This is a genomic window from [Actinomadura] parvosata subsp. kistnae (genome assembly GCF_900323885.1).
GTDB lineage: Bacteria > Actinomycetota > Actinomycetes > Streptosporangiales > Streptosporangiaceae > Nonomuraea > Nonomuraea composti.
This window is the reverse complement of the sequence record NZ_OOHJ01000006.1, coordinates 206,520-225,570: the sequence shown is the minus strand read 5'-3', so window position 1 is coordinate 225,570 and position 19,051 is coordinate 206,520. Positions and strand designations below refer to the sequence as shown.

The following is a 19,051-nucleotide window of genomic DNA, read 5'->3' as shown; positions in this document are numbered from 1 at the left end:
GGTGCGGGCGTCGTCGAAGACCGGTGAGTCCGTCGCCATGATGCTCTCCAGCGCGACGGACATCCCCTTGCCCACGGCGGCGTGGTCCACGAGCAGCGGCAGGAACCGCCGCAGGGACCTCTTCCGGGGCGTGCCGGTTCAGCAGGTCGCCGGGGGCGGAGCACAGGTCGTCGACCTCCTTGCGGTAGAGCTCCTCGATCAGCGCCTCGCGGGTCCCGAAGTGGCGGTAGAGCGTGCCGACGGGGACGCCGGCGCTGCGGGCGATGTCCTCGACGTGCACGTCGGTGTCGCCGGCGAGGAACGCTTGGCGGGCCGGGGACAGCAGTGCCTCGCGGTTGCGTCGCGCGTCGGCGCGCAGCGGGCATGATGACGGCCTCGCGCAGCCGGCCTGAGCAGGACGGCGGCGCCACCGCCCACCTCCGGCACCTGGCCGAGGAGCGGGGCGCGACCACCGAGGAGGTCACCCAGCAGATGGTCGACCACCTGAACGTTCCGCGAGCTGCTCACGAAACGAAATCACCCGCGTTCTCCACAGCCGGGCAGCGGGCCCCGTCCGTCGGCAACGTGCCGGCGATCAGGTAGCGGTCGATCGCGTCGCGCGCGCAGGCGCTGCGGTAGTAGACACTGTGCCCGCCGCCCTCGTACGTCAGCAGCCGCGCCTCCCGGCCGATCTGCCGGGCCACGTTACTCGCCCACGCGTAGCCGGTGGAGGGATCGTGCAAGGAGTTGGCCAGCAGCAGCACGGGAGTGCCCGACACGCGCAGCCGGTGTTGCGGGTTGGGGACCGGCGCGGGCTCGGCGAGGCACGCCATCGTGAACGAGTACGTCAGCGGGCTGACCAGCATGTCGGGGGCGAGGCGTTTCATGCGGCGCAGGTGGGCCGCGAACTCGGGATAGCCGCGGATCGGCAGGTGGAAGTCCTCGCAGACGATCTGCAGGGGATTGGCGACGAGCCCCTCCCGCAGATGTTCCCGCCGGAGGGTGAAGGTCTCCGGCAATGCCGACCGAGGTGTGGCGCCGCTGTCGATCGCGGCCATCAGCTCGGCGAGCTGCTGCCAGTAGGACCCGTACGCGGCGCTGAAGGGAAGCCTGATGAGCTCCAGCGTGGTCAGGACGAAGGAGGGGTCACCGGGGTAGTGCACCTGCCCGCGTCCGGCCCGCTCCAGCAGGCTGCTCCAGAAGGCGCGCACGTCTTGGCCGTGCAGCGCGCAGGAGCTTTCCCGCTCGCACCAGGTCACGAACTCGTCGAAGGAGTCCTGGGCCGTGGCGGCTCCCGTGCCGAGGAACGCGGCGGTGCCGAGGCTGTGGTCCACGTTGCTGTCCAGAGCGAGCGCCCGGACCCGGCCGGGGAAGCGCTCGGCGTAGAGCTGGCCGATCAACGTGCCGTAGGACAGGCCGTAGAAGGCGAGCCGCGTGTCGCCGACGGCAGCGCGCAGCGCATCCACGTCGTTGACCACGCTGGCGGTGTCGACGTGGTCGAACAGCGGCCCGGTCCGGGCCCGGCAGTCGGCGCGAAGCCGCCTGCTGTAGTCGAGCCACAGGTCGAAGTCGGCCTGGCTCTTCATGAACGGGTCCGCCGGTGCCTGCTGGACCACGTCGGCGGAGCACACCACGGGGTTGCTGCGTGCCACGCCGCGAGGGTCGAAGCCGATGAGGTCGAACCTGCGGGTGAGCTCCTCGCTGAAGAAGGCGGTACGCCTCAGGACGAAGTCGACGCCGGATTCCCCGGGGCCGCCCGGGTTGACGATCAGCGAGCCGGTCCTGGCGGCGGGGTCGGTGGCCTTGCGCCTGGCCACCGCCAGGTCCACGGTGGGCCCGCCCGGCGTCCGCCAGTCGATGGGAACGGTCAGCGTGCCGCACTCGGCGGCCGGGTTCTCGGCGCAGGGGGTCCAGGTGATGTCGTTGGTGGTGCCGGCCGCCGCGCGGGTCAGCGGGAACACGGACGTCGCCATCGTCATGACGACGGCGAGGAACAAGAGGGGTCTTCGCATGCGTCTCCGATCGCCGGGAGCTTCGCAGGGTGGGGTCACCCCTACTCGTGATCTTCACGCTAGCCGCAGGGACACGGCGGCGCTCACATGATCGACTGGTGGCCCTCCGGACGAGAAGGGAACCGAAGATGGAACAGCATGATCGGCGGGCCGTGCTTGGAACGGCGGCCACGCTGCTGGCGGGTGGCATGACCGTGTTGGCGGGTGGGCCCGCGCAGGCGGACGCCTCCGGGGAGCAGGCCAGGGAGTCGTTCCGGGTGGTGGACCGCCGGGGGCGGCAGCGTTTCCTGGCGAGCTCCACCAAACCGCCGGTGATCATCGGGGGCAGGACGTACCCCGCCGACCAGCGTCAGGGCCCTGAGGGCACGTACCTGATCTTCAACGACGGGGACGGCAGCGAGAAGGGCGGCATCGTCGCCTCCTCGGCCGGGGCGAGCCTGTCGCTCGACTACGGCAACGCGCAGGCGATCACGATGGCCGCCCGCTGGGAGGGCGTCCACGGCGCGGCGATGCTGGAGATGAAGCACATGCCCGATCCGGCGCTCCCGGTCGAGCAGGTGCCCGCCATGCCGCCCCGCGTCCAGCTCGGTTACAGCACCGCGGAAGGTGCCTTCCTGGTGCTCAGCGACTCTCGGGGGCGCCCGAGGATCGTGCTGGAGATCGACGCGGACGACACGCCGGTGATCAAGGTGCTGGACCCCGAGGGCAACGTGACCGGCCGGCTGTGAGGCCGGAACGTGATGGGGTGAGATCCGCCCGTTCGCCGGGCGGCAGGCGCGGTAGCGTGCTGTTCATGATCGAGAATGGCGGGACGGAACAAGCTGAGCGGCCGGACACCCCTGTGTCCGGCGACCTGGGAAGCTCCCCTCGGGTGACATTACGCCGGATCACCGGCCGTGACCAGGACGAGTGGCTCGAACGGGTCCGTGCCGGCGTCGACCAGCACCGGGCGAGGATGACCCTGCCCGCGACACCGGAGGACTTCCAGGCGTTCGTCGATCGATTCGACGAGGGGCGAACCGCTGAGGGCCTGCTGGTCTGCCTGCGCGACACGGGCGCCATCGCCGGGAACATCAACATCAACAGCATCATCCCTGGACGCGCGCAAACCGGTTCGCTCGGCTACGCGGCCTTCGCGCCCTACGCCGGTCGCGGGTACATGACAGAGGGCCTCGGCATGGTGCTGCGCCACGCGTTCGAGGAGCTGCGGTTGCACCGGCTGGAAGCGCAGATCCGGCCCGACAACCACGCGTCGATCAGACTCGTCCAGCGTTACGGCTTCCGCTACGAGGGTTACTCGCCCGATCTGCTGTTCATCGACGGCGCCTGGCGAGGTCATGGACGCTGGGCCATCACCAACGACATGGCCGGCATCGTTCCCAGCGTCCCGCACCCGACCCTGCCCGGCCGCTGAGGCGCCGCTCACCGGCCGGCTCCCGGTGTCCAGCCCGGTCACTTTACAGATTCACGCTCGTGGCCCGGGTTGGTAGCTTCGCGTGCGCGAACGTCGGCAGCGATGGCCGCCTGCGTTGGGGGATGGCTTGGAGAACAATCGGTCGGATCGTGCGATGGACCTCTGGCGGCGGCTGTCGACGCGCGCCCTGCAAGGCCTGCTGCGCGTGGCCGTCCGGCGCCGCTACGCCGGCCTGCGGCACATCCCTCGCCACGGCGGGGTGATCATCGTCGCCAATCACGTGTCGAAGGTGGACTCGCTCGTGATCGCCGGTTTCGTGGGCGCGGCGGGCCGCTTCTCGCCGCGGTTCCCGGCCAAGGCGCCGCTGTTCGATGTGCCCCTGCTCTGGCCCGCGAAGCGGAAGAGGGCAAGAGCCTGCGCACATGAGAGGGTCAGGCCAGCCAGTCGGAGCCGGCGCGAAGCCAGGACCCTCCGAGAAGAGCCGTGCACAGCGCGTCCGCCCTGCGGGCGCCGGCCAGCCGGGTGCAGAGGTCGTGAAGTGGCCGGGCGAAGTAGCGAACCTCTGCCGCGGCCTGCCGAACGGCCGAATCCAGCGCCCGGCGGGTGATCCAGGCGAGCTCAGGGCCCGGATCGTGCTCGGTCGGGCCGGTCAGCAGGAGCTTGTCGCCGTCGGCCGTGACATTGAGCCAGGGGTGGCCGATCCACACCATCGACGGCGAACCCTCGCGATGCCGGGCGGCGTCGCGCCAGCTCGCCAGGTCCGTGAGGTCGCTGCAGCAGCCCGGTGCCACGAGAGGCCGTCCGGCCGCCATGAGGCGGTATCCCCCTGCCACACAGCCGACCTCCTCGAAGACCTCCTCGAAGGTGTCCGCGCCGGCCAGGCGCTCCGCGAGGTCGTCATCGCCGAGGGAGCGCCGGAGGGTGGCGCGGACCAGCAGCGTCAGGTGTCGTTCGTCCAGGAAGCCGGACAGTGGGACGAACTGCGCGCTGGCCGTCGTCGTCTCCGGCAGGCCCGCCGCGGCGATCCGCTCTGACCAGTAGCCGTCCCAGAGCGACTCGTCGGCGGGCGGCGCCGGGTAGTCCTCGATCAGGTCGTGCACCAGGCCGGACAGTACGTCGATCACCGGCACCAGACGTACATCATCGTGGACCACCGGCGCCGGCGGCGGGGCGGCGGGGGCTGCGCGGTCGCGCGCAGCGCCTCCTCGTACTGGCGGCGGGCGAAGACGAACGGCCCGAGTACGGCGGACAGGTCCCAGTCCCTGGAGTTGTTACGGAACCCCGACCAGCGCACCTCCGCCTCCGTGACCTCGATCCTGGCCAGCAGCGCCCAGCACTCCAGGATGCCGCACGCGCACCCGAGCGGCATGGTCTCGCCGTCCTCCTGGTCGTAGGTGACCTCCACGGGCTCGCCCAGGAAGTGCCGGGCCGGCCAGCAGGTCGAGCGCCCCGGCAGGTAGCCGTACTCACCGGCCAGCAGGGGCGCGGGCTCGGGGGCGAACTCCCCGGCGCGCTCGAGCTGCTCCTGCCGCGCGTACGGCAGCTCCGCCGCACGCACGAGGTCGAGCAACGGGACGCCGTCGATGAGGATCTCATCGCGGCCGCTATCCAGCCGGAACTCGATCTCCCGCACTCCCGCCTCCTGATCGCAGAACCCCTTTTCGGCACCTGTCCACGTAAGCATGCCGGAGAGCTGGTAGGGCCAGCCCTACCAGTCCGGTGGGGGCTGCCGGATGGGTGGCGGCGGGCGCCTGCGCCACACTGGTGATCATGGACGAGCACGCGGTCGTCCTGGAGGACGTGTCCAGGACATACGGGAGGGGCGCCGCCAAGGTGGCGGCGTTGCGGCAGGTGAGCGTCACTCTGCAGCGTGGTGGTTTCACCGCGGTGATGGGCCCGTCCGGGTCGGGGAAGAGCACGCTGCTGCAGTGCGCGGCGGGGTTGGAGCGCCCAGATTCCGGTACGGTGCGCGTCGCCGGGCAGGACATCACCGGGCTGGGGGAGCGGGAGCTGGCGGTCCTGCGGCGCGATCGGGTCGGCGTCATCTTCCAGGCGTTCAACGGGCCAGCAGCAGCGGGTGGCGATCGCCCGTGCCCTGCTCGGCGAGCCGCAGGTGCTGTTCGCCGACGAGCCGACCGGTGCGCTGGACCGGGCCAGCGGGCACGAGGTGCTGACGTTGCTGCGGGAGGCGGCCGACGACTTCGGCCAGACGGTGGTGATGGTGACGCACGATCCGCAGGCGGCGGCCCGCGCCGACCGCGTGCTGATGCTGAGCGATGGGCGGATCGTCGAGGTCTTGGAGCGGCCCTCGGCCGAGCGGATCGGCGCGTGGCGGGGGGAGCGGCGATGATGCTCGTCCTGGCCTGGAACAACGTCCGGGACGGCTGGGCGGGGCTGGCCGCGTCGTTCACGTCCGTGCTGCTGGCGGTGATGCTGGTGGCCGGCGGCGGCCTGCTGATCGCCGGCGCGGACACGCGCGCGGACCTCGACGGCATCGTGGGGCTGCTGGCGGTGTCGGCGGCGGTGTCGGCCTTCGTGTCGGTGTTCGTGGTGGCGGGCACGCTGAGCCTGCACGTCCTGCGGCAGCGCAGGACATGGGCGCTGCTGCGGTCGGTCGGCATGACGTCGCGGCAGGTCAGGCGGCTGGTCATGGCGGAGGCGCTGATGCTGGGCGTGCTGGCCGCCGTGCCGGGCTGCGTGCTGGCGGTGCCGTACGCGCTGGTGATGGGCGCCGTCCTGCGGGTGACCGGGCTGGCGCCCGGCGGTGTTCCGGTGCGGATCACGGCGGGGCCGTTCGTGCCGGCGCTGGTGGCCGGGTTGGTGGTGACGTTGCTGGCGGCCCGGGTCGCGGCGCGCGAGGCGACGAGGGTCGGGCCGCTGGAGGTGCTGCGCGACAGCGCGGACGCAGCGGCGGCTGCTGCCGTGGCCGCGCGCGGTGGCGGGGGTGGCGGCGCTGGCCGCCGGGATCGTGCTGGTGGAGCTGGTGCCTCGGGTCAAGCCTCCGGACGCGCCGCCGACAGGGCTGGGAGCGGCGATGATGTTGTGCGTGGCCGCCTCCGCGCTGGGCCCGGTGCTGCTGCGGGCGCTGGGCGGGCTGCTCGGCGCGGTGGCGGCACGGCTCGACCCGGGGCCGGGGACGCTGGCCGCGTTCTGGATGGTGACGCAGCCGCGGCGGGCGATGTCGGCCGCGTCCCCGGTGGTGCTGACCGTGGCGCTGTCGTGCACCTTTCTGTTCGCCGTGGCGACCAGCGACGCGGTGGCCGGCGTCACCCGTACCGGCGCGTCGGCGTGGGCGGCGCCGACGCTGGTGGGGTCGGCGGTGATCTACACCGTTGTGGCGGTGCTGAACGCGACCGCGATGTCGGTGGCCGAGCGGGGTGAGGAGATGCGGACGCTGCGTACCGTGGGCGCCAAGCCCCGGCAACTGGTCCGGGCGCTGAGCTGGGAGACGCTGCTCGTGACCGGGGTCGGCGCGCTGCTCGGGACGGCGATCGCCGCCGCGTCGCTGAGCGCGCTGGGCGAGGCGCTGACCGGCGAGCCGTGGTTCGCCTACTCCCTGCCGCAGTACGCCGGCCTGGTGGCGATCTGCGCCGCGAGCGGCCTGGCCGCCACCTTGGGCGCCGCGCGCCGGGCCCAGCGCGGATGACGCCCGCCACCTGGGCGCTGCACGAGGGCCGCCCGCCACCGTACGCGGGTGCCGTTTGCGCCGTGAGCGGGGTTGTGGTGCATTGGTGGCGTGGCATGGGCGATCTTGCGGGGATGGCTGACCCACGCCTGGGCAGCGGACATCGCCCTGGCCCTGGCCGTGCTGGTGGCCGAGTTCAGCCCGTTCAGCGGGCGGCCCGGCACGGAAGCGGTGCTGATCACGCTGGTCGCGGCGGGCCTCGTCCCGCTGCGGCGCCGCCATCCGGTGGCCGTGGCGCTGCTCGTCGGCTGCCTGTACGTCGTGGCCTACCGGATGCCGGTGCCCGACGCGCCGGTGAGCGCCATCCTCATCGCGCTGTACGCGGTGGGCCGGCACAGCTCCGCGGCGGCGGCCGTGGCCGTGGCCGTGGGCGCGGTCGTCGGTGGTGCTCTCGTGCACAGGGTGAGCTGGGCGTACGGCGCCGCGATGGCACTGAGCCTGACGTTGCCGCCGGCGCTGCCCGTGGCGGCCGGGCACATCGTGCGCCTGCGTGCGGAGCTGGCGCGGCGCAGGCAGCGGCAGGCGGCCGAGAACGCGGTCCGCGCGGAGCGCCGGCGCATCGCCCGCGATCTCCACGACGTGATCGCCCACCACGTCAGCGTCGTGAACCTCTACATGGGCGTGGCCAGAAGGACGATCCCCGCCGACCCGGAGCGGGCCCGGCAGGCCCTGCTGACCGGCGAGGACACCGCCCGCCAGGCGATGGCGGAGATGCGCCGGCTGCTGGAGGTGCTGCGTGCCGACGGTGAGCAGGTCGAGAGCCAGGCGGGGGTCGGCGCGGCCGGGCTGCCGGCGCTGGTCGAGGAGTCCGGTAACGCGCAGCTGCGGGTCACCGGCACGGCGGTCGAGCTGCCGGCGGCCGTGGACCACGCGATCTACCGCCTCGTCCAGGAGGCGCTCACCAACACCCGCAAGCACGCCGCGGGCGCTCGCTCCACGGTGCGGCTGGCCTACCGGCCCGGTCTGGTGGAGGTGGAGGTCGCCGACGACGGGCGGGCGCCGTCCGGCGGGGGAGAGCTGGGGCTCGGGCTGGCGGGGATGGCCGAACGGGTGTCGTCGTGCGGCGGAGAGCTGCGTGCCGGGCCCGCGCCCGAGGGAGGATTCGTGGTGAGCGCCCGCATCCCGCTGACGGAGGTCACGTGATCAAGGTACTGCTGGTGGACGACCACGCCGTGGTGCGGGCCGGGTTGCGGCTGCTGCTGGAGACCGCGTCGGGGCTGGCCACGGTGGGGGAGGCCGCCGACGGCGTGGACGCGGTGCGGCAGTGCCATGCTGTACGACCCGACGTGGTCCTCATGGACCTGCACCTGCCGGTCATGGACGGGGTGGCCGCCACCGAGCGCATCGTGGCCGAGCTGCCGGGGACGAAGGTGCTGGCGTTGAGCACGTTCGACCTGGAGGAGCAGGTCGTGGCGGCGCTGCGGGCGGGGGCGTCGGGGTTCCTGCCCAAGGACGTCTCGCCGGAGGAGTTGATCGACGGCATCAGGATCGTGCACCGGGGGGAGGCGGCGGTGGCGCCCCGGCTGCTGGTCGGCCTGATCGGCACGTTCGTCCGCCCTTCCCGCTCGCGCGCGGTCATGGTCCCCGCGGAGCTGGCGGCGCTCAGCGAGCGGGAGCGGCAGGTGCTGGAGCTCATCGCGCGCGGGCTGTCCAACCAGGAGATCGCCGGTGAGACCGGGCTGGCGGTCTCGACGGTGAAGAACCGCGTCAGCGACCTGTTCACCAAGCTGCGGTTACGGGACCGGGCGCAGGCGGTGATCGTCGCGTACGAGGCCGGCCTCGTCACCCCCGGCGACCGTTGAGCAGGCGCTCTTGGGAGCGGAGGTCGTGGCCGCCATTGATCATCCTCTCTTGTGGGATGCGTCCGGCGTCCGGGTGGAAGTGGGGGAAGGCGGCGAAGGGAGTCGTGGCGAAGCCCTGCCAGTGCATCTCCATGGCGGTGGGGTCTTCGGGGCGGGGGACGTGGTCAAGGAGACCGCGACTGTCTCTCGGCAGTCCTGCTGCGGACCGGTTCGGGGTGACATAGTCGGCCGGCCGGATGAAGCTCTGGATCGACCACCCAGGCGGGCCGAGCTGGCGCCTCCCTTCCTGGAGGCGATTGCGTTCAGATGCGGGGCCGGAGGGTGCGCCGGACGGCGACGCCGCCCAGGGCGAGAGCGGGGACGAGCAGGATGGCGGCTTCGGTCCACTGGAACTGCCAGAACCTGTCGGCAGGGTGGAATTCGGCCACCTGCCGGTAGCCATGGCTGAACGAGCACGTGGCGTACGTCTTGGCCGTCTCCTCTGTTCCGTCCGTCCCGCAAGGGCCGGTGAGCGCGAGTGTCACCTGCTCATGGGTGAACGTCGTGCCGTTCCTGTCGATCCAGTAGGCGTTCACGAAGAGGGAGTCCTCCGGGGCGGGATCCTCCATGACCTTGGTCTGCACGGCTCGTTGCGGCGCCGCATAGGAGGGTGGGGCGTGGAGCAGCCCGAAGAACGCCAGCGCGCACACCGCCAGGGTCGCCGCCATCGCCGGCAGGGTGCGCCGGAGCAGCGCGCCCATGGCCATGCCGAGCACGAACGCCGACAGCCACCACGCCGCCGGCACGATGCCGACAAGACGGAACCATCTCAGGTCGATGCGGTCGACGTCGAAGGGAGGGACGTCGAAGGCGGCCAGCCACGGGCCCACCATGCCGGACAGCGCCAGTCCGCCGAGCGCGACCGCGGCGCCGAGCCCGACGATCTTGGCAGCCAGCCAGCGGCGCCGCGTCACCGACTGGGTCCAGGCCAGCCGGTGCGTGCCGTGCTCGAACTCCCGGGCCAGGAGCGGCGCGCCCCAGAAGGCGCCGATCATCGCCGGCGCCAGCAGCGGAAGCCAGCCGAGCAGCTCACCCAACGGCCGGATGCGTTCGTTCATCGCTATGGTGAAGGTGCTGCATGGGGGTGTGTACGGCATGCAGCCGGCCACCGGAGCGTTCCGGGCGGCGAACTCGGCCGTGCCCAGAGCGCTGATGAGCAGCGCCACGCCGAGGACGGCCAGCAGCGCCGTGGTGAGGAGCACCTGCATGCGGTGCTGCCGCCAGGTAAGCCACAACACTTCCATGTCTCCTAGCGGTCAGGTGGCGGTCAGGGCCGGACGGGGCAGCACCGTGGCGTCGGGGTGGCGCAGGTAGGCCAGCACCAGCTCCTCCAGGCTCACGCCGGACACCCTCCATCGCGGGTCGTGCGACGGTGTTCCCGGGCCGGTGCGGGCCAGCAGGACGGCCTGCCGTCCGCTGCGGCTGTCGCCGATCACCGGGATTCTGGCCGCGATGCCGTCGGCGAGCTCGGCCGGTCCGGTCAGCATCCGGTGGGCGGCGAGCAGTTCGTCGACCTCGCCGCTGATCTGGACGTGGCCGCCGTTGAGCACCACCAGCCAGTCGCAGGCGTCGGTCAGGTCGGAGACCACGTGGGAGGACATCACGACGGTCATCCCCGTCTCGGCCACCGCCGCCATCAGGGAGCGCATGACGTCGTGCCGGGCCACCGGGTCGAGGTTGGCGAGCGGCTCGTCCATGACCAGCAGATCCGGCCGTTTGGCCACGGCGAGGGTCAGCGCGAGCTGTGCCCGCTGGCCTCCGGACAGCTTGCCGACCTTGCGGTTCAGCGGGATGTCGAGCTCGGCCAGGCGTTGCCGGGCGAGGGCGTCGTCCCACCCTGGATTGAGATGGCGTCCGAAGCGGAGCGTCTCGGCGACAGTGAAGCCGCCGTAGAGGGGTTTGTCCTGGGCCAGGAACGCCACCCGCGCCAGGGCCGCCGCCCGCTGCCCGACCGGTTCGCCGAAGATGCGTATGCCGCCGCGGGTCGGGGCGATGAGCCCGGCGACCAGGTGCAGGAGCGTGGATTTGCCCGCGCCGTTCGGTCCGACGAGCGCGACGACCCGGCCGGCGGGGACGGACAGCGTGCAGTCGCGCAACGCCCACGTGCCTCGATACCGCTTGGTGAGTCGCACGGCCTCCAGGGCCGCCGGGCTGTGCGGCTCACCGGGGTCGCGGCCGGACATCTCTTGCGCCCGAGCCGCCTTCATGCGATCTCCTGTTGGGAGGAGTCGGCGAGCACCGAGGCGAACAGCGCCTCCATGTCTCCTTGGCCGAGCCCCGCCGCACGGCAGGCGCGCACCCACTGGGCGAGGTCGCGGCGGAACCGGGCGTGGTCGGCGGTGGATCCGCCGCGCAGCGAGAGCTGGACGAACGTGCCCTGCCCTGGCCTGCCGGCGACGAGGCCCTCGCGCTCCAGCTCGCGGTAGGCCTTGGCCACCGTGTTCGGGTTGATCGCGAGGTCGCCGACGACCTCTTTGATCGTCGGCAGCTGATCGCCCGGCATGAGCTCGCCGAGCCGCAGGGCGTGTTTGACCTGATGAACGAGTTGCAGGTAGGTCGCCACACCGGAGCCCGGATCGAGGCGAAACTTGATCACTTCAATACCCTTTTCGTATTATACTAGTAAAAGGGTATTGGGGCGTACGATCTTCGTCAACGGGCTCGGTGGGTGAGGGCGGTGGAGATCCCGGCGGTCGTCGGCGCGTCGATGACGTCGGTCAGCCGCCCGTCGCTGAGGATCAGCACCCGGTCGGCGCGAGAGGCGACGGCCGGGTCGTGGGTGACCATGATGACCGTCTGCCCCAGGACGTCGACCACCAGACGCAACTGGGCCAGGACCTCCTGCCCCGACCGGGTGTCGAGGTTGCCGGTCGGCTCGTCGGCGAAGACCACCTCCGGCTGGGCCACCAGCGCGCGGCAGATGGCCACCCGCTGCTGCTGCCCTCCCGACAGCTCGTGCGGCCGCCGGTTGGCCTGGTCGGCGATGCCGGTCCGGCGCACCAGCTCCTCCACCCAGCCGGGCCGGGCCCTCGTCCCGGTAAGCCGCAGCGGCAGCTCGATGTTCTCCCGGGCGGTGAGCGCGGGTAGCAGGTTGAACGCCTGGAAGACGAACCCGATGCGCCGGCCGCGCAGCCTGGACAGCTCGGCCTCGGTCAGCGTCGTGAGGTCGGCGCCGCCCACCCGTACCGAGCCCGCCGTGGGACGAAGGAGCCCGGCGGCGCACTGCAGTAGCGTGGTCTTGCCGGAGCCCGACGGCCCCATCACCGCCGTGAACGAGCCCCGGGGGAACCCGTGGCTGACCTCGTGCAACGCCGTCACGGCCGAGGGCCCCGTGCCGTAGACCTTGCCGACGCCGTCGAGGAGCACCGCTGGCTCCGGATCGACGTTCATGCCATCTCCTGCCTGTTGTTCCTCATGACCCCGTGGATGACCAGCAGTGACCCGGCCACCGTGCCCGCGAGGGCGCCGCCTCCGAGCGCGGCCAGCCAGCCGAACGGGATGAACGACAACGTCCCGGCCACGCCGCCGGGCTCGCTCGCGGCCTGCACGGCCACCAGCCACGCGCAGGCGGCCAGGGCGAGCACGAGGACGGGCACGACGGTGAGCACGCTCTCCCAGCAGGCCATGCCCGCCAGCCGGCCGCGCCGCATGCCGAGCTGCCGCAGGCCGGTGAACTCCCGCCGCCGGTCCACGAGCGCCAGGCACAGGCTGTTGACCGCGGCCACCGCGCAGAACACCGCGACCAGGACGGAGAGGTACGGCATGAGGCGGTTGCGCGCCGCGTTCTCCTCGCTCTTGCGCCACATGTACTGCTGCCTGGTGAGGGACTCGACGGCCGAGCGCGCGTCCACGACCTCGCCGGGGTCGGCGCCGCGCACGTAGATCCGCTCGTGCAGGTTCGACGTCAGGTGGGTGCCGGCGATCGCCCCGGCCGGCAGCAGCATCAGCCCTACCTCGGGAGTGGCCGTGTAGATCGTGGTCACCGTGAAGGAGGAGTCCTCGGCCGTTCCGGGCAAGCGGATCCGCAGCCGCGACCCGAGCCCGGCCCCGGCGCGGGCGGCCAGCGCGTCGCTCATGGCGATCTCGTCCACGCCCAGGTCGAAAGATGGCCGGCCGCGTACCGGCAGATCGAGGACCTGGGTGATATCGCCGGTGACCAGCGTGACGGAGGCGGGCGGCAGCGGCTCCCGGGCGGCCGGCCGGCCCTCGACCGACACCGCTGCCGGCATCGAGCCGATCCCGACCGCGGCCGACGTCCCCTCGTGCGCCAGCACACGGCGCCGCAGCACCTCCGACAGCGCGCCCGCCCCAGGAGTGGGCCGCAGCACGAAGTCGGCACGGACGTCCCGGACGGCCTGCGCGGCCACCCGCCAGTCGTAGAAGAGCTGCGTGCCGGTGACCACGCCCACCAGCGCCAGGCCGAGCGTCAGCGACGCCACCGCGCCGGCGTATCTGCGATGGTTGAACACCACGGCGGCGGCGGCGAGGTGACCGCTCACCGGTGACAGGCGCGCGACGACGGGGCGCACCAGCCTGCCCGCGACCAGCACCCCCCACGGCGCCAGCAGGCCGGCCGCGGACACGGCCAGGCCCAGCGTGGCGAACTGGAGGGCCATGAGGGCGGGCCCGTACAGCGCGAACAGGTCCGACAGCAGGGCCGCCGACAGAGCGCCGGCACCCGCCAGCAGGGCCAGGCCGGTCAGCAGCCGTCCCTTGCCAAGCGGCCGGCCCTCGGCCGGAGCCTCGCCCAGCGCGTCGCCCGGGCGGATGCGCAGCGCGCGCCGCACCGAGATCAGGTTCGCCGTCAGGGCCATGGCCAGGGCGAGCGCGAGCGTCCCCGCCATGGGCGCCGGGCGGTAGCCGACTTCGAACGCCACGCTGACGGCGCCGAGGTCGCGGAAGCGGGCCGCGACGGCCGGCGCGAGGAGCATGCCGAGCGGGACCGCCACGGCGGCGGCCACGACGGCGAGCGACACCCCTTCGGCGAGCAGCATGCGACGGATCTGCCCGGGCCGGGCACCGATCGCCCGCAGCACGGCGATCTCCATGCCGCGGCGGCGGACCGACACGCCCATGGCGGCGGCGATCATTCCGGTCGAGATCAGGGCGGTGATCCACACCGAGAACCACAGGGTGTTGAACCCGGCGGGGGAGGGGAAGTTGTTCTCCTGTTCGCCGCGGTCCGCGCCGGTGGCGACACTCACCACGGGCAGGCCGGGCGCGTTGTACGGCTGGACGGCCCGCGCCACAGCCGCCCGCAGTGCCTGCGTCCCGACGCCTGGCCGGGGGAAGACGCCGAGCGCGTCAGCGCCGCGCCGGCCTCCGAGCAGCTTGGTGACGTGGCCGTCGGCGAAGAACAGCGCCGACTGGTACCGCCAGGCCGAACGGGCGGCCGCCACGCCGACCACTTCGCAGGTGCGGATGGTCCCCGCCACGGTGACCTCCACCCGGTCCCCGACCCCGAGCCCTGCGGCGGCGGCGAGCCGCGCGTCGACGACCACCTCGTCCCGGGCGCGCGGCGGCCGCCCGTCACGGAGCGCGAACGGCGTCAGCCGGGCGCTCGACCAGCCATGCCCCCACGGCCAGGCGTTCTGGTCGCCGGGCACCCGCACCGGACGCCCGTGAACGGACAGGCCGGCCGGGAAACTCCGTTCGGGCACCGCGGCCGCCACCTCCGGGAGTGAGCGGACCGACACCACCAGGCCGGGCGAGATGCCCCCTCCGGCCGTGCCGGCCACCAGCGGGACGCCCGCGTACCGCTCCACCGGCACCTGCCGCCGGTCCGTGGTGTCGACCACGAACCACAGGGCGGCCACCGCGGTCGCCGCGACGACCAGCGTGACCCAGGTGCCGATCAGGCTTCCCGGATGCCATCGCAGCGTCCGCCACGCCAGCCACGTCACCATTCACCGTCCCCGAATCGATTGACGCCTCCAGCGTGGCGACTGTCATGCTCTGCTTCTTCGTCCGCGGGGAGGATCATGACCCGGCACCCGGGTCACCATCGGCGGGCCGGACGGGACCGTGGTACCAGTCCGGGATGCTCATTTAGAGAGATATGCGATCCACATGGGGGCGGGTTCGAGGACCGTCTCCCTCGTACTGGATCTCCTGAAGCGCAGCAGATGGGTCAGCTCGGCCTGGGAACCCGGCACCAACCCGCACACGCGAAGAGAGGGGGTGAGCGAAGTCCGGTCATGCTACAGATTCGCCACCGCGACCCGGGTCGGTAGCTTCGCGTGCGCGTACGTCGGCACCGCACGACGGTTCACTGCGGGTTCACACGGCTTCAGCGAAAGCGCGGTGCTCCACCGCGGCCGTCTTCACGAGGAGCCGCTGAGTCGGGTGCTTGGGGGATGGCTTGGTGAACAGTCGCTCGGGTCGTGCGCCGGACTTCTGGCAGCGGGTGTCGATGGCGGCCTTGCAGGGCGTGCTGCGCCTGGCCACCCGGCGTCGCTACGTCGGCCTCGACCACATCCCGCGCGGCGGAGCCGTGATCGTCGTCGCCAATCACGTGTCGAAGGTGGATTCGCTGGTGATCGCCGGCTTCGTGGGCGCGGCGGGCCGCTGGCCGCGGTTCCTGGCCAAGGCGCCGCTGTTCGACGTACCCCTGCTGGGCCGCTTCCTGCTCAGGATGCGGCAGATCCCCGTCAACCGCGGCGCCGCCGACGCGGGCCGGGTGCTCGTCGTGGCCGCCGAAGCGTTGCGGGCGGGTGACGCCGTCGTCATCTATCCCGAAGGCGGTACCCCCAAGCCGTGGGAGGACAAGATGCGCCGCAAGGGCAAGACGGGCGCGGCCCGCCTGCTGCTGAGCACCGGCGCGCCGATCGTTCCGGTCGCGAGCTGGGGCCCGCAGAACATCCTGGACCCGGAGACGGGCCGCCTGCGGCTGCGGCTCCGCACGCCGGTGACCGTGGTGGCCGGGCCGCCTCTGCGGATATCGTACGAGGACGGCAGCGGCGCCGATCTTCACGCGGTCACCGAAGAGATCATGCGGGCGTTGCGCCGGCTGGCGACCGAAGCGGAAGACTCCTCCGAGCCTGCCATGCGGCGCGGCCTCATGAGGAGGTGAGATGCCGGACCACCGGCCGTACCGTGGCACCGCGCACCCGGCGGCGTCACGCGGCGCGCTCAAGGCCGTCCTGATCGTGGCCGCCCTCGCCGGCGTGGCGTCGGTCGTGGCGGGGCTGCTGATCGTGTTGCGGTCGCCCGGCGAGTACGGCCTGCCGCGCGACAGGGACACCCTGAACCTGCCAGCGCAGCCCGAGCAGAGCGGCCGGCCGGGGCAGGCGCTCTTCCAGGCCCCGGCCGACATGCCGCCACCACTGCCGCGGATCACCCCGGCACCTCCCATGCTGCCGTCCACACCCACCAGGATCGTGATCACCTCACTGGGGATCGACGCGCCGATCACGTCGCTGGGACTGGCCAAGGACGGCACGATCGAGGTGCCCGACATGGACGAGCCCAACCTGGCCGGCTGGTACCGCAACATGTCCACCCCGGGGGAGGCGGGCCCGGCGGTCCTGCTCGGCCACAAGGACACCCGCACACGCGCCGCCGTGTTCGCGCGGCTACGGGAGATCAAGAACGGCGACGTGATCGAGATCAGGCGCCAGGACAGGACAACGGCGGTCTTCACCGTCGGCGGCGTGGAGCAGGCAGGCAAGAAGGCCTTCCCGACCCAGCGCGTGTACGGGCCCCGGGACGACGCCCAGCTCCATCTCATCACCTGCGGCGGCGACTACGACCGGACCACCGGGCACTACCTGGACAACATCATCGTCTACGCGACGATGACGAGCTTCCATCGAAGCTGAGCGCGAGAGCCAGGCGCCGGCGGCACAGGGCCTCCTTCCTCGACGCGGGCCCGTCGCGTGCAGGGCAGCGTGCGCACCACACGAGCCTGCGGCTTTTCACAAGCCCTCGGGGTCTCGTGGCCGGCCAGGAACGCTGCGGTGAACGGAGACCGGCCTCACACTCCGAGCGGCTGTGTCGTCATACAGCCGAAGGAGAGCCGGCGATCCGGCCGTCGGCGCCCTCACAGGAGACCCGACGGCTGCGCCGGCTCCGGTAGCCGGGCTCGTCAACGACCCTCCGAAGGACACCCATGAACGTTGCTCTGTGGATCATCGCCGGACTGCTCGCCGCCGCCTTCCTGGCGGGCGGCACCATCAAGCTGGTCCTGCCCAAGAAGAAGCTGGCCGCCACCTCGACCGGAGGCTGGGCCGAGGACTTCGGCACCGGCAGCGTGAAAACCATCGGAGTTCTCGAAGTCCTGGCCGCGGCCGGCCTGATCCTGCCCGCCGCCCTCGGCATCGCGCCGGTCCTGGTGCCGCTGGCCGCCCTGGGGCTGGCACTCCTGATGGTCGGCGCGATGATCACGCACCTCCGCCGTCACGAGGAGAAGGCCATCGTGGTGAACGTGGCCTATCTCGTCCTGGCCGTCTTCGTGGCGTGGTGCCGCTTCGGCCCCATTCCCTTCGCCGGCTGATCGCGGAACCGAGGGCACAAGCCGATCGCAGGTGGCTTGAGAAGCCAGTGGCCTCCTCCAAGGCGAGGCCATCGTCGGCGGCGACGGTGCCAGATCCTGGGCCAGCGCCGCCTCCTCGTCGGCGATGGTCGCGACATCCTCGGCCCCAGCACTGGCTGGTGCCGAAGAGATGGCCATTCCCGTCACCACCGCCGGGGTGATCCATAACGTGCGGCAAGGCACGGGTTCCGGCCTTCCTCGAGCCGGCCCTGCCGATGATCAGCGAACGCGTGCGCGAGGCGACCGCGTCACGCGACGGCACATGGCCCCCTCCACGCCTCTGTCAGGCTGTGAGATCAGGTGTTCGGCGGGTGCCACTCCGCGGACAGTGCGCCGCCATTCCAGCGATCATGCGGCGCGTGCCCCCCCAGCGGGCTCGGCGCGACCCAAGCCCGGCACACCGGCGGCCAGGACCCGCCTCACGCCTGCTGAGCCCCCTGAACCATGCCTACCTGAAGGGAACTGATCTTGGGGCTCGATGCCCTTGAGACCAGTCGTGTGACAGATGCGGCCGCCCTGGGCCTTGGAGAAGGATCTCGGCATGCCTGCCGTGCCATCGAAGAGTGACCGCCAACAGCAATAGGACCCGGATTCATGGCGGATGTGATAGTCAACCCTGAGGTGCCGCCGGAGAGTGCCCACCTGCTGAGGGAGAGCCGAGGCGTCCTGCTCAAGATGCGTCAGGGCTGGACCCCCGCGTCTCGGCGGCCGCTCACGCGCGGACACGTCCTCATGCTCGCAGCCTTCGGGCCCGCGGCTCTGATCGGCCTGCTGCTGAGCCGGGACTCCACGAGCCTGGGCTCGGCCCTGATGTTGCTCGCGGTGCCCACCGCCGGTCTGATCATCGGCCTGGTGATCGCAGCGCTGACCGGCCGCCTCAGCCTGCCCAAGGACGAGGAGGACGAGTTCGAGCAGGAGCGAGAGCTCTTCGCGCAGTTGCGGTGGTACGAGGGCCACTATGTGCTCGTCGAGGATCTCGACGCGTCCGCCGGGCGCCTGCTGACCCGTGCCCAGCGCGCCATCATCACCGTCACCGCCTCCCGGGTCAACACTGAGGGCCTGCTCGATGACGTGCGCAACGCGGTGATGCTGCCCGCGCAGGAATGGGAGATCGCCCGCCTGCTGGCCAAGCTGTCGGCCGTGCGCGCCACGCACCGGCAGACCGTCTCGCAGGGGCTCACCCCCGAGGCCGAGGCCGCGGTCCTGCCGCTCACCCGTGCGCTGGACCTGAGCGAGAAGGCGGTGCTGGCCCGCGTGGAGGCACTCGAACAGTACGCCGCCCACGTGTCCGAGGCCGACCGCGCATTCCGAGCCCACCTCCAGATCGAGGAACTGCGCGGGCGGGTGCACCAGTACGAGGAACTGGTGGCCGAGACGGGAGCCGACGCGTACGCCATACGGGAACTGCAGCGCCTGGCCATGGATGCCAGCCAGTTGGAGGAGGCCTTGAGGCGAAGCGTGAGCTCCGCCCAGGCCGTCTCCGGCCATCTCGGCCTCGAACCCGCCGCTCTCACCGCGGAAAGGAGTGGCTGGAGCGGGACCAGGTCTTGATCTTGACGTTGGCAATGCGAACCCCTGGCGCTCCTC

Annotated in this window: 17 protein-coding genes and 3 pseudogenes; 12 read left to right on the top strand and 8 right to left on the bottom strand. The window is 72.0% G+C overall.

Going from position 1 to position 19,051, the window contains the following annotated elements:
* Nucleotides 1–503 precede the first annotated feature (503 nt).
* Nucleotides 504–1,991 carry an alpha/beta hydrolase gene (locus KIS93_RS04670; protein WP_186403736.1) on the bottom strand — a complete coding sequence of 496 codons (1,488 nt, stop codon included), beginning with the start codon at nt 1,989–1,991 and terminating at the stop codon, nt 504–506.
* A gap of 128 nt (nt 1,992–2,119) precedes the next feature.
* On the opposite strand from KIS93_RS04670, the gene KIS93_RS04665 reads away from it, so the two are divergent.
* The 3 genes and pseudogenes from KIS93_RS04665 to KIS93_RS68775 all read left to right on the top strand — a co-directional run.
* Entirely contained in the window at nt 2,120–2,719 is a 600-nt protein-coding gene (locus KIS93_RS04665; protein WP_168017656.1) for a hypothetical protein, read from the top strand.
* 65 nt (nt 2,720–2,784) lie between these two features.
* Nucleotides 2,785–3,405, top strand: coding sequence for a GNAT family N-acetyltransferase (locus tag KIS93_RS04660; RefSeq protein WP_186403987.1), 621 nt, complete (start codon nt 2,785–2,787; stop codon nt 3,403–3,405).
* Between the two features lie 154 nt (nt 3,406–3,559).
* Nucleotides 3,560–3,823: pseudogene (locus KIS93_RS68775) on the top strand (1-acyl-sn-glycerol-3-phosphate acyltransferase); the annotation flags it as partial.
* A gap of 13 nt (nt 3,824–3,836) precedes the next feature.
* Here the strand turns inward: KIS93_RS68775 and KIS93_RS64560 are convergent.
* The gene (locus KIS93_RS64560) at nt 3,837–4,529 is read right to left on the bottom strand and encodes a hypothetical protein (protein ID WP_246005182.1); all 693 of its coding nucleotides are present in this window, start codon (nt 4,527–4,529) and stop codon (nt 3,837–3,839) included.
* Nucleotides 4,526–5,038 (bottom strand): hypothetical protein, encoded by a 513-nt coding sequence (locus tag KIS93_RS04650; RefSeq protein WP_186403734.1) that lies wholly within the window; start codon nt 5,036–5,038, stop codon nt 4,526–4,528. Before KIS93_RS04650 ends, KIS93_RS64560 begins: the two co-directional genes overlap by 4 nt.
* Nucleotides 5,039–5,175: 137 nt before the next feature.
* On the opposite strand from KIS93_RS04650, the pseudogene KIS93_RS04645 reads away from it, so the two are divergent.
* From KIS93_RS04645 to KIS93_RS04625, 5 genes and pseudogenes are all read left to right on the top strand, one after another.
* Nucleotides 5,176–5,755 (top strand): annotated as a pseudogene (locus tag KIS93_RS04645) (ABC transporter ATP-binding protein).
* A pseudogene (locus tag KIS93_RS68770) lies at nt 5,752–6,264 on the top strand (FtsX-like permease family protein); the annotation flags it as partial. The pseudogenes KIS93_RS04645 and KIS93_RS68770, both read left to right, overlap by 4 nt.
* A gap of 85 nt (nt 6,265–6,349) precedes the next feature.
* Complete coding sequence (locus KIS93_RS64555; protein WP_246005181.1) at nt 6,350–7,051, top strand: FtsX-like permease family protein; 702 nt, start codon at nt 6,350–6,352, stop codon at nt 7,049–7,051.
* A 90-nt stretch (nt 7,052–7,141) separates the two neighbouring features.
* Nucleotides 7,142–8,233, top strand: coding sequence for a sensor histidine kinase (locus tag KIS93_RS04630; RefSeq protein WP_186403731.1), 1,092 nt, complete (start codon nt 7,142–7,144; stop codon nt 8,231–8,233).
* Nucleotides 8,230–8,892, top strand: a complete 663-nt coding sequence (locus tag KIS93_RS04625) for a response regulator transcription factor (RefSeq protein WP_186403730.1) — start codon at nt 8,230–8,232, stop codon at nt 8,890–8,892. The genes KIS93_RS04630 and KIS93_RS04625 overlap by 4 nt, the downstream gene beginning before the upstream one ends.
* Nucleotides 8,893–9,194: 302 nt before the next feature.
* Here the strand turns inward: KIS93_RS04625 and KIS93_RS04620 are convergent, their stop codons facing one another.
* Genes KIS93_RS04620 through KIS93_RS04600 form a run of 5 tightly spaced genes read right to left on the bottom strand, consistent with a single transcriptional unit; the run spans nt 9,195 to nt 14,837 of the window.
* Nucleotides 9,195–10,175 (bottom strand): ABC transporter permease, encoded by a 981-nt coding sequence (locus KIS93_RS04620; RefSeq protein WP_186403729.1) that lies wholly within the window; start codon nt 10,173–10,175, stop codon nt 9,195–9,197.
* Between the two features lie 12 nt (nt 10,176–10,187).
* Nucleotides 10,188–11,138, bottom strand: a complete 951-nt coding sequence (locus KIS93_RS04615) for an ABC transporter ATP-binding protein (RefSeq protein WP_246005180.1) — start codon at nt 11,136–11,138, stop codon at nt 10,188–10,190.
* Nucleotides 11,135–11,527 carry a GntR family transcriptional regulator gene (locus KIS93_RS04610; RefSeq protein ID WP_186403728.1) on the bottom strand — a complete coding sequence of 131 codons (393 nt, stop codon included), beginning with the start codon at nt 11,525–11,527 and terminating at the stop codon, nt 11,135–11,137. The genes KIS93_RS04615 and KIS93_RS04610 overlap by 4 nt, the downstream gene beginning before the upstream one ends.
* A gap of 56 nt (nt 11,528–11,583) precedes the next feature.
* Nucleotides 11,584–12,321 carry an ABC transporter ATP-binding protein gene (locus tag KIS93_RS04605; protein ID WP_186403727.1) on the bottom strand — a complete coding sequence of 246 codons (738 nt, stop codon included), beginning with the start codon at nt 12,319–12,321 and terminating at the stop codon, nt 11,584–11,586.
* Nucleotides 12,318–14,837, bottom strand: a complete 2,520-nt coding sequence (locus KIS93_RS04600) for an ABC transporter permease (RefSeq protein WP_186403726.1) — start codon at nt 14,835–14,837, stop codon at nt 12,318–12,320. The genes KIS93_RS04605 and KIS93_RS04600 overlap by 4 nt, the downstream gene beginning before the upstream one ends.
* Nucleotides 14,838–15,295: 458 nt before the next feature.
* Between KIS93_RS04600 and KIS93_RS04595 the strand changes: the two genes are divergently transcribed.
* The 4 genes from KIS93_RS04595 (at nt 15,296) to KIS93_RS04580 (ending at nt 19,015) form a co-directional block, all read left to right on the top strand.
* Nucleotides 15,296–16,003 (top strand): lysophospholipid acyltransferase family protein, encoded by a 708-nt coding sequence (locus KIS93_RS04595; protein ID WP_186403725.1) that lies wholly within the window; start codon nt 15,296–15,298, stop codon nt 16,001–16,003.
* A 1-nt stretch (nt 16,004) separates the two neighbouring features.
* Nucleotides 16,005–16,751 (top strand): class F sortase, encoded by a 747-nt coding sequence (locus KIS93_RS04590; RefSeq protein WP_186403724.1) that lies wholly within the window; start codon nt 16,005–16,007, stop codon nt 16,749–16,751.
* Between the two features lie 290 nt (nt 16,752–17,041).
* On the top strand, nt 17,042–17,425 hold the full coding sequence (locus tag KIS93_RS04585) for a DoxX family protein (RefSeq protein WP_186403723.1): 384 nt from the start codon (nt 17,042–17,044) through the stop codon (nt 17,423–17,425).
* Between the two features lie 849 nt (nt 17,426–18,274).
* Nucleotides 18,275–19,015 carry a hypothetical protein gene (locus KIS93_RS04580; RefSeq protein WP_186403722.1) on the top strand — a complete coding sequence of 247 codons (741 nt, stop codon included), beginning with the start codon at nt 18,275–18,277 and terminating at the stop codon, nt 19,013–19,015.
* The last annotated feature ends 36 nt before the right edge of the window (nt 19,016–19,051 follow it).

Bases quoted from the DNA above. Each gene is read 5' to 3' on its own strand.
- KIS93_RS04670 (WP_186403736.1), bottom strand. From the start codon at position 1,991: ATGCGAAGACCCCTCTTGTTCCTCGCCGTCGTCATGACGATGGCGACG.
- KIS93_RS04665 (WP_168017656.1), top strand. From the start codon at position 2,120: ATGGAACAGCATGATCGGCGGGCCGTGCTTGGAACGGCGGCCACGCTG.
- KIS93_RS04660 (WP_186403987.1), top strand. From the start codon at position 2,785: ATGATCGAGAATGGCGGGACGGAACAAGCTGAGCGGCCGGACACCCCT.
- KIS93_RS04620 (WP_186403729.1), bottom strand. From the start codon at position 10,175: ATGGAAGTGTTGTGGCTTACCTGGCGGCAGCACCGCATGCAGGTGCTC.
- KIS93_RS04615 (WP_246005180.1), bottom strand. From the start codon at position 11,138: ATGAAGGCGGCTCGGGCGCAAGAGATGTCCGGCCGCGACCCCGGTGAG.
- KIS93_RS04605 (WP_186403727.1), bottom strand. From the start codon at position 12,321: ATGAACGTCGATCCGGAGCCAGCGGTGCTCCTCGACGGCGTCGGCAAG.
- KIS93_RS04600 (WP_186403726.1), bottom strand. From the start codon at position 14,837: ATGGTGACGTGGCTGGCGTGGCGGACGCTGCGATGGCATCCGGGAAGC.
- KIS93_RS04590 (WP_186403724.1), top strand. From the start codon at position 16,005: ATGCCGGACCACCGGCCGTACCGTGGCACCGCGCACCCGGCGGCGTCA.
- KIS93_RS04585 (WP_186403723.1), top strand. From the start codon at position 17,042: ATGAACGTTGCTCTGTGGATCATCGCCGGACTGCTCGCCGCCGCCTTC.
- KIS93_RS04580 (WP_186403722.1), top strand. From the start codon at position 18,275: ATGTTGCTCGCGGTGCCCACCGCCGGTCTGATCATCGGCCTGGTGATC.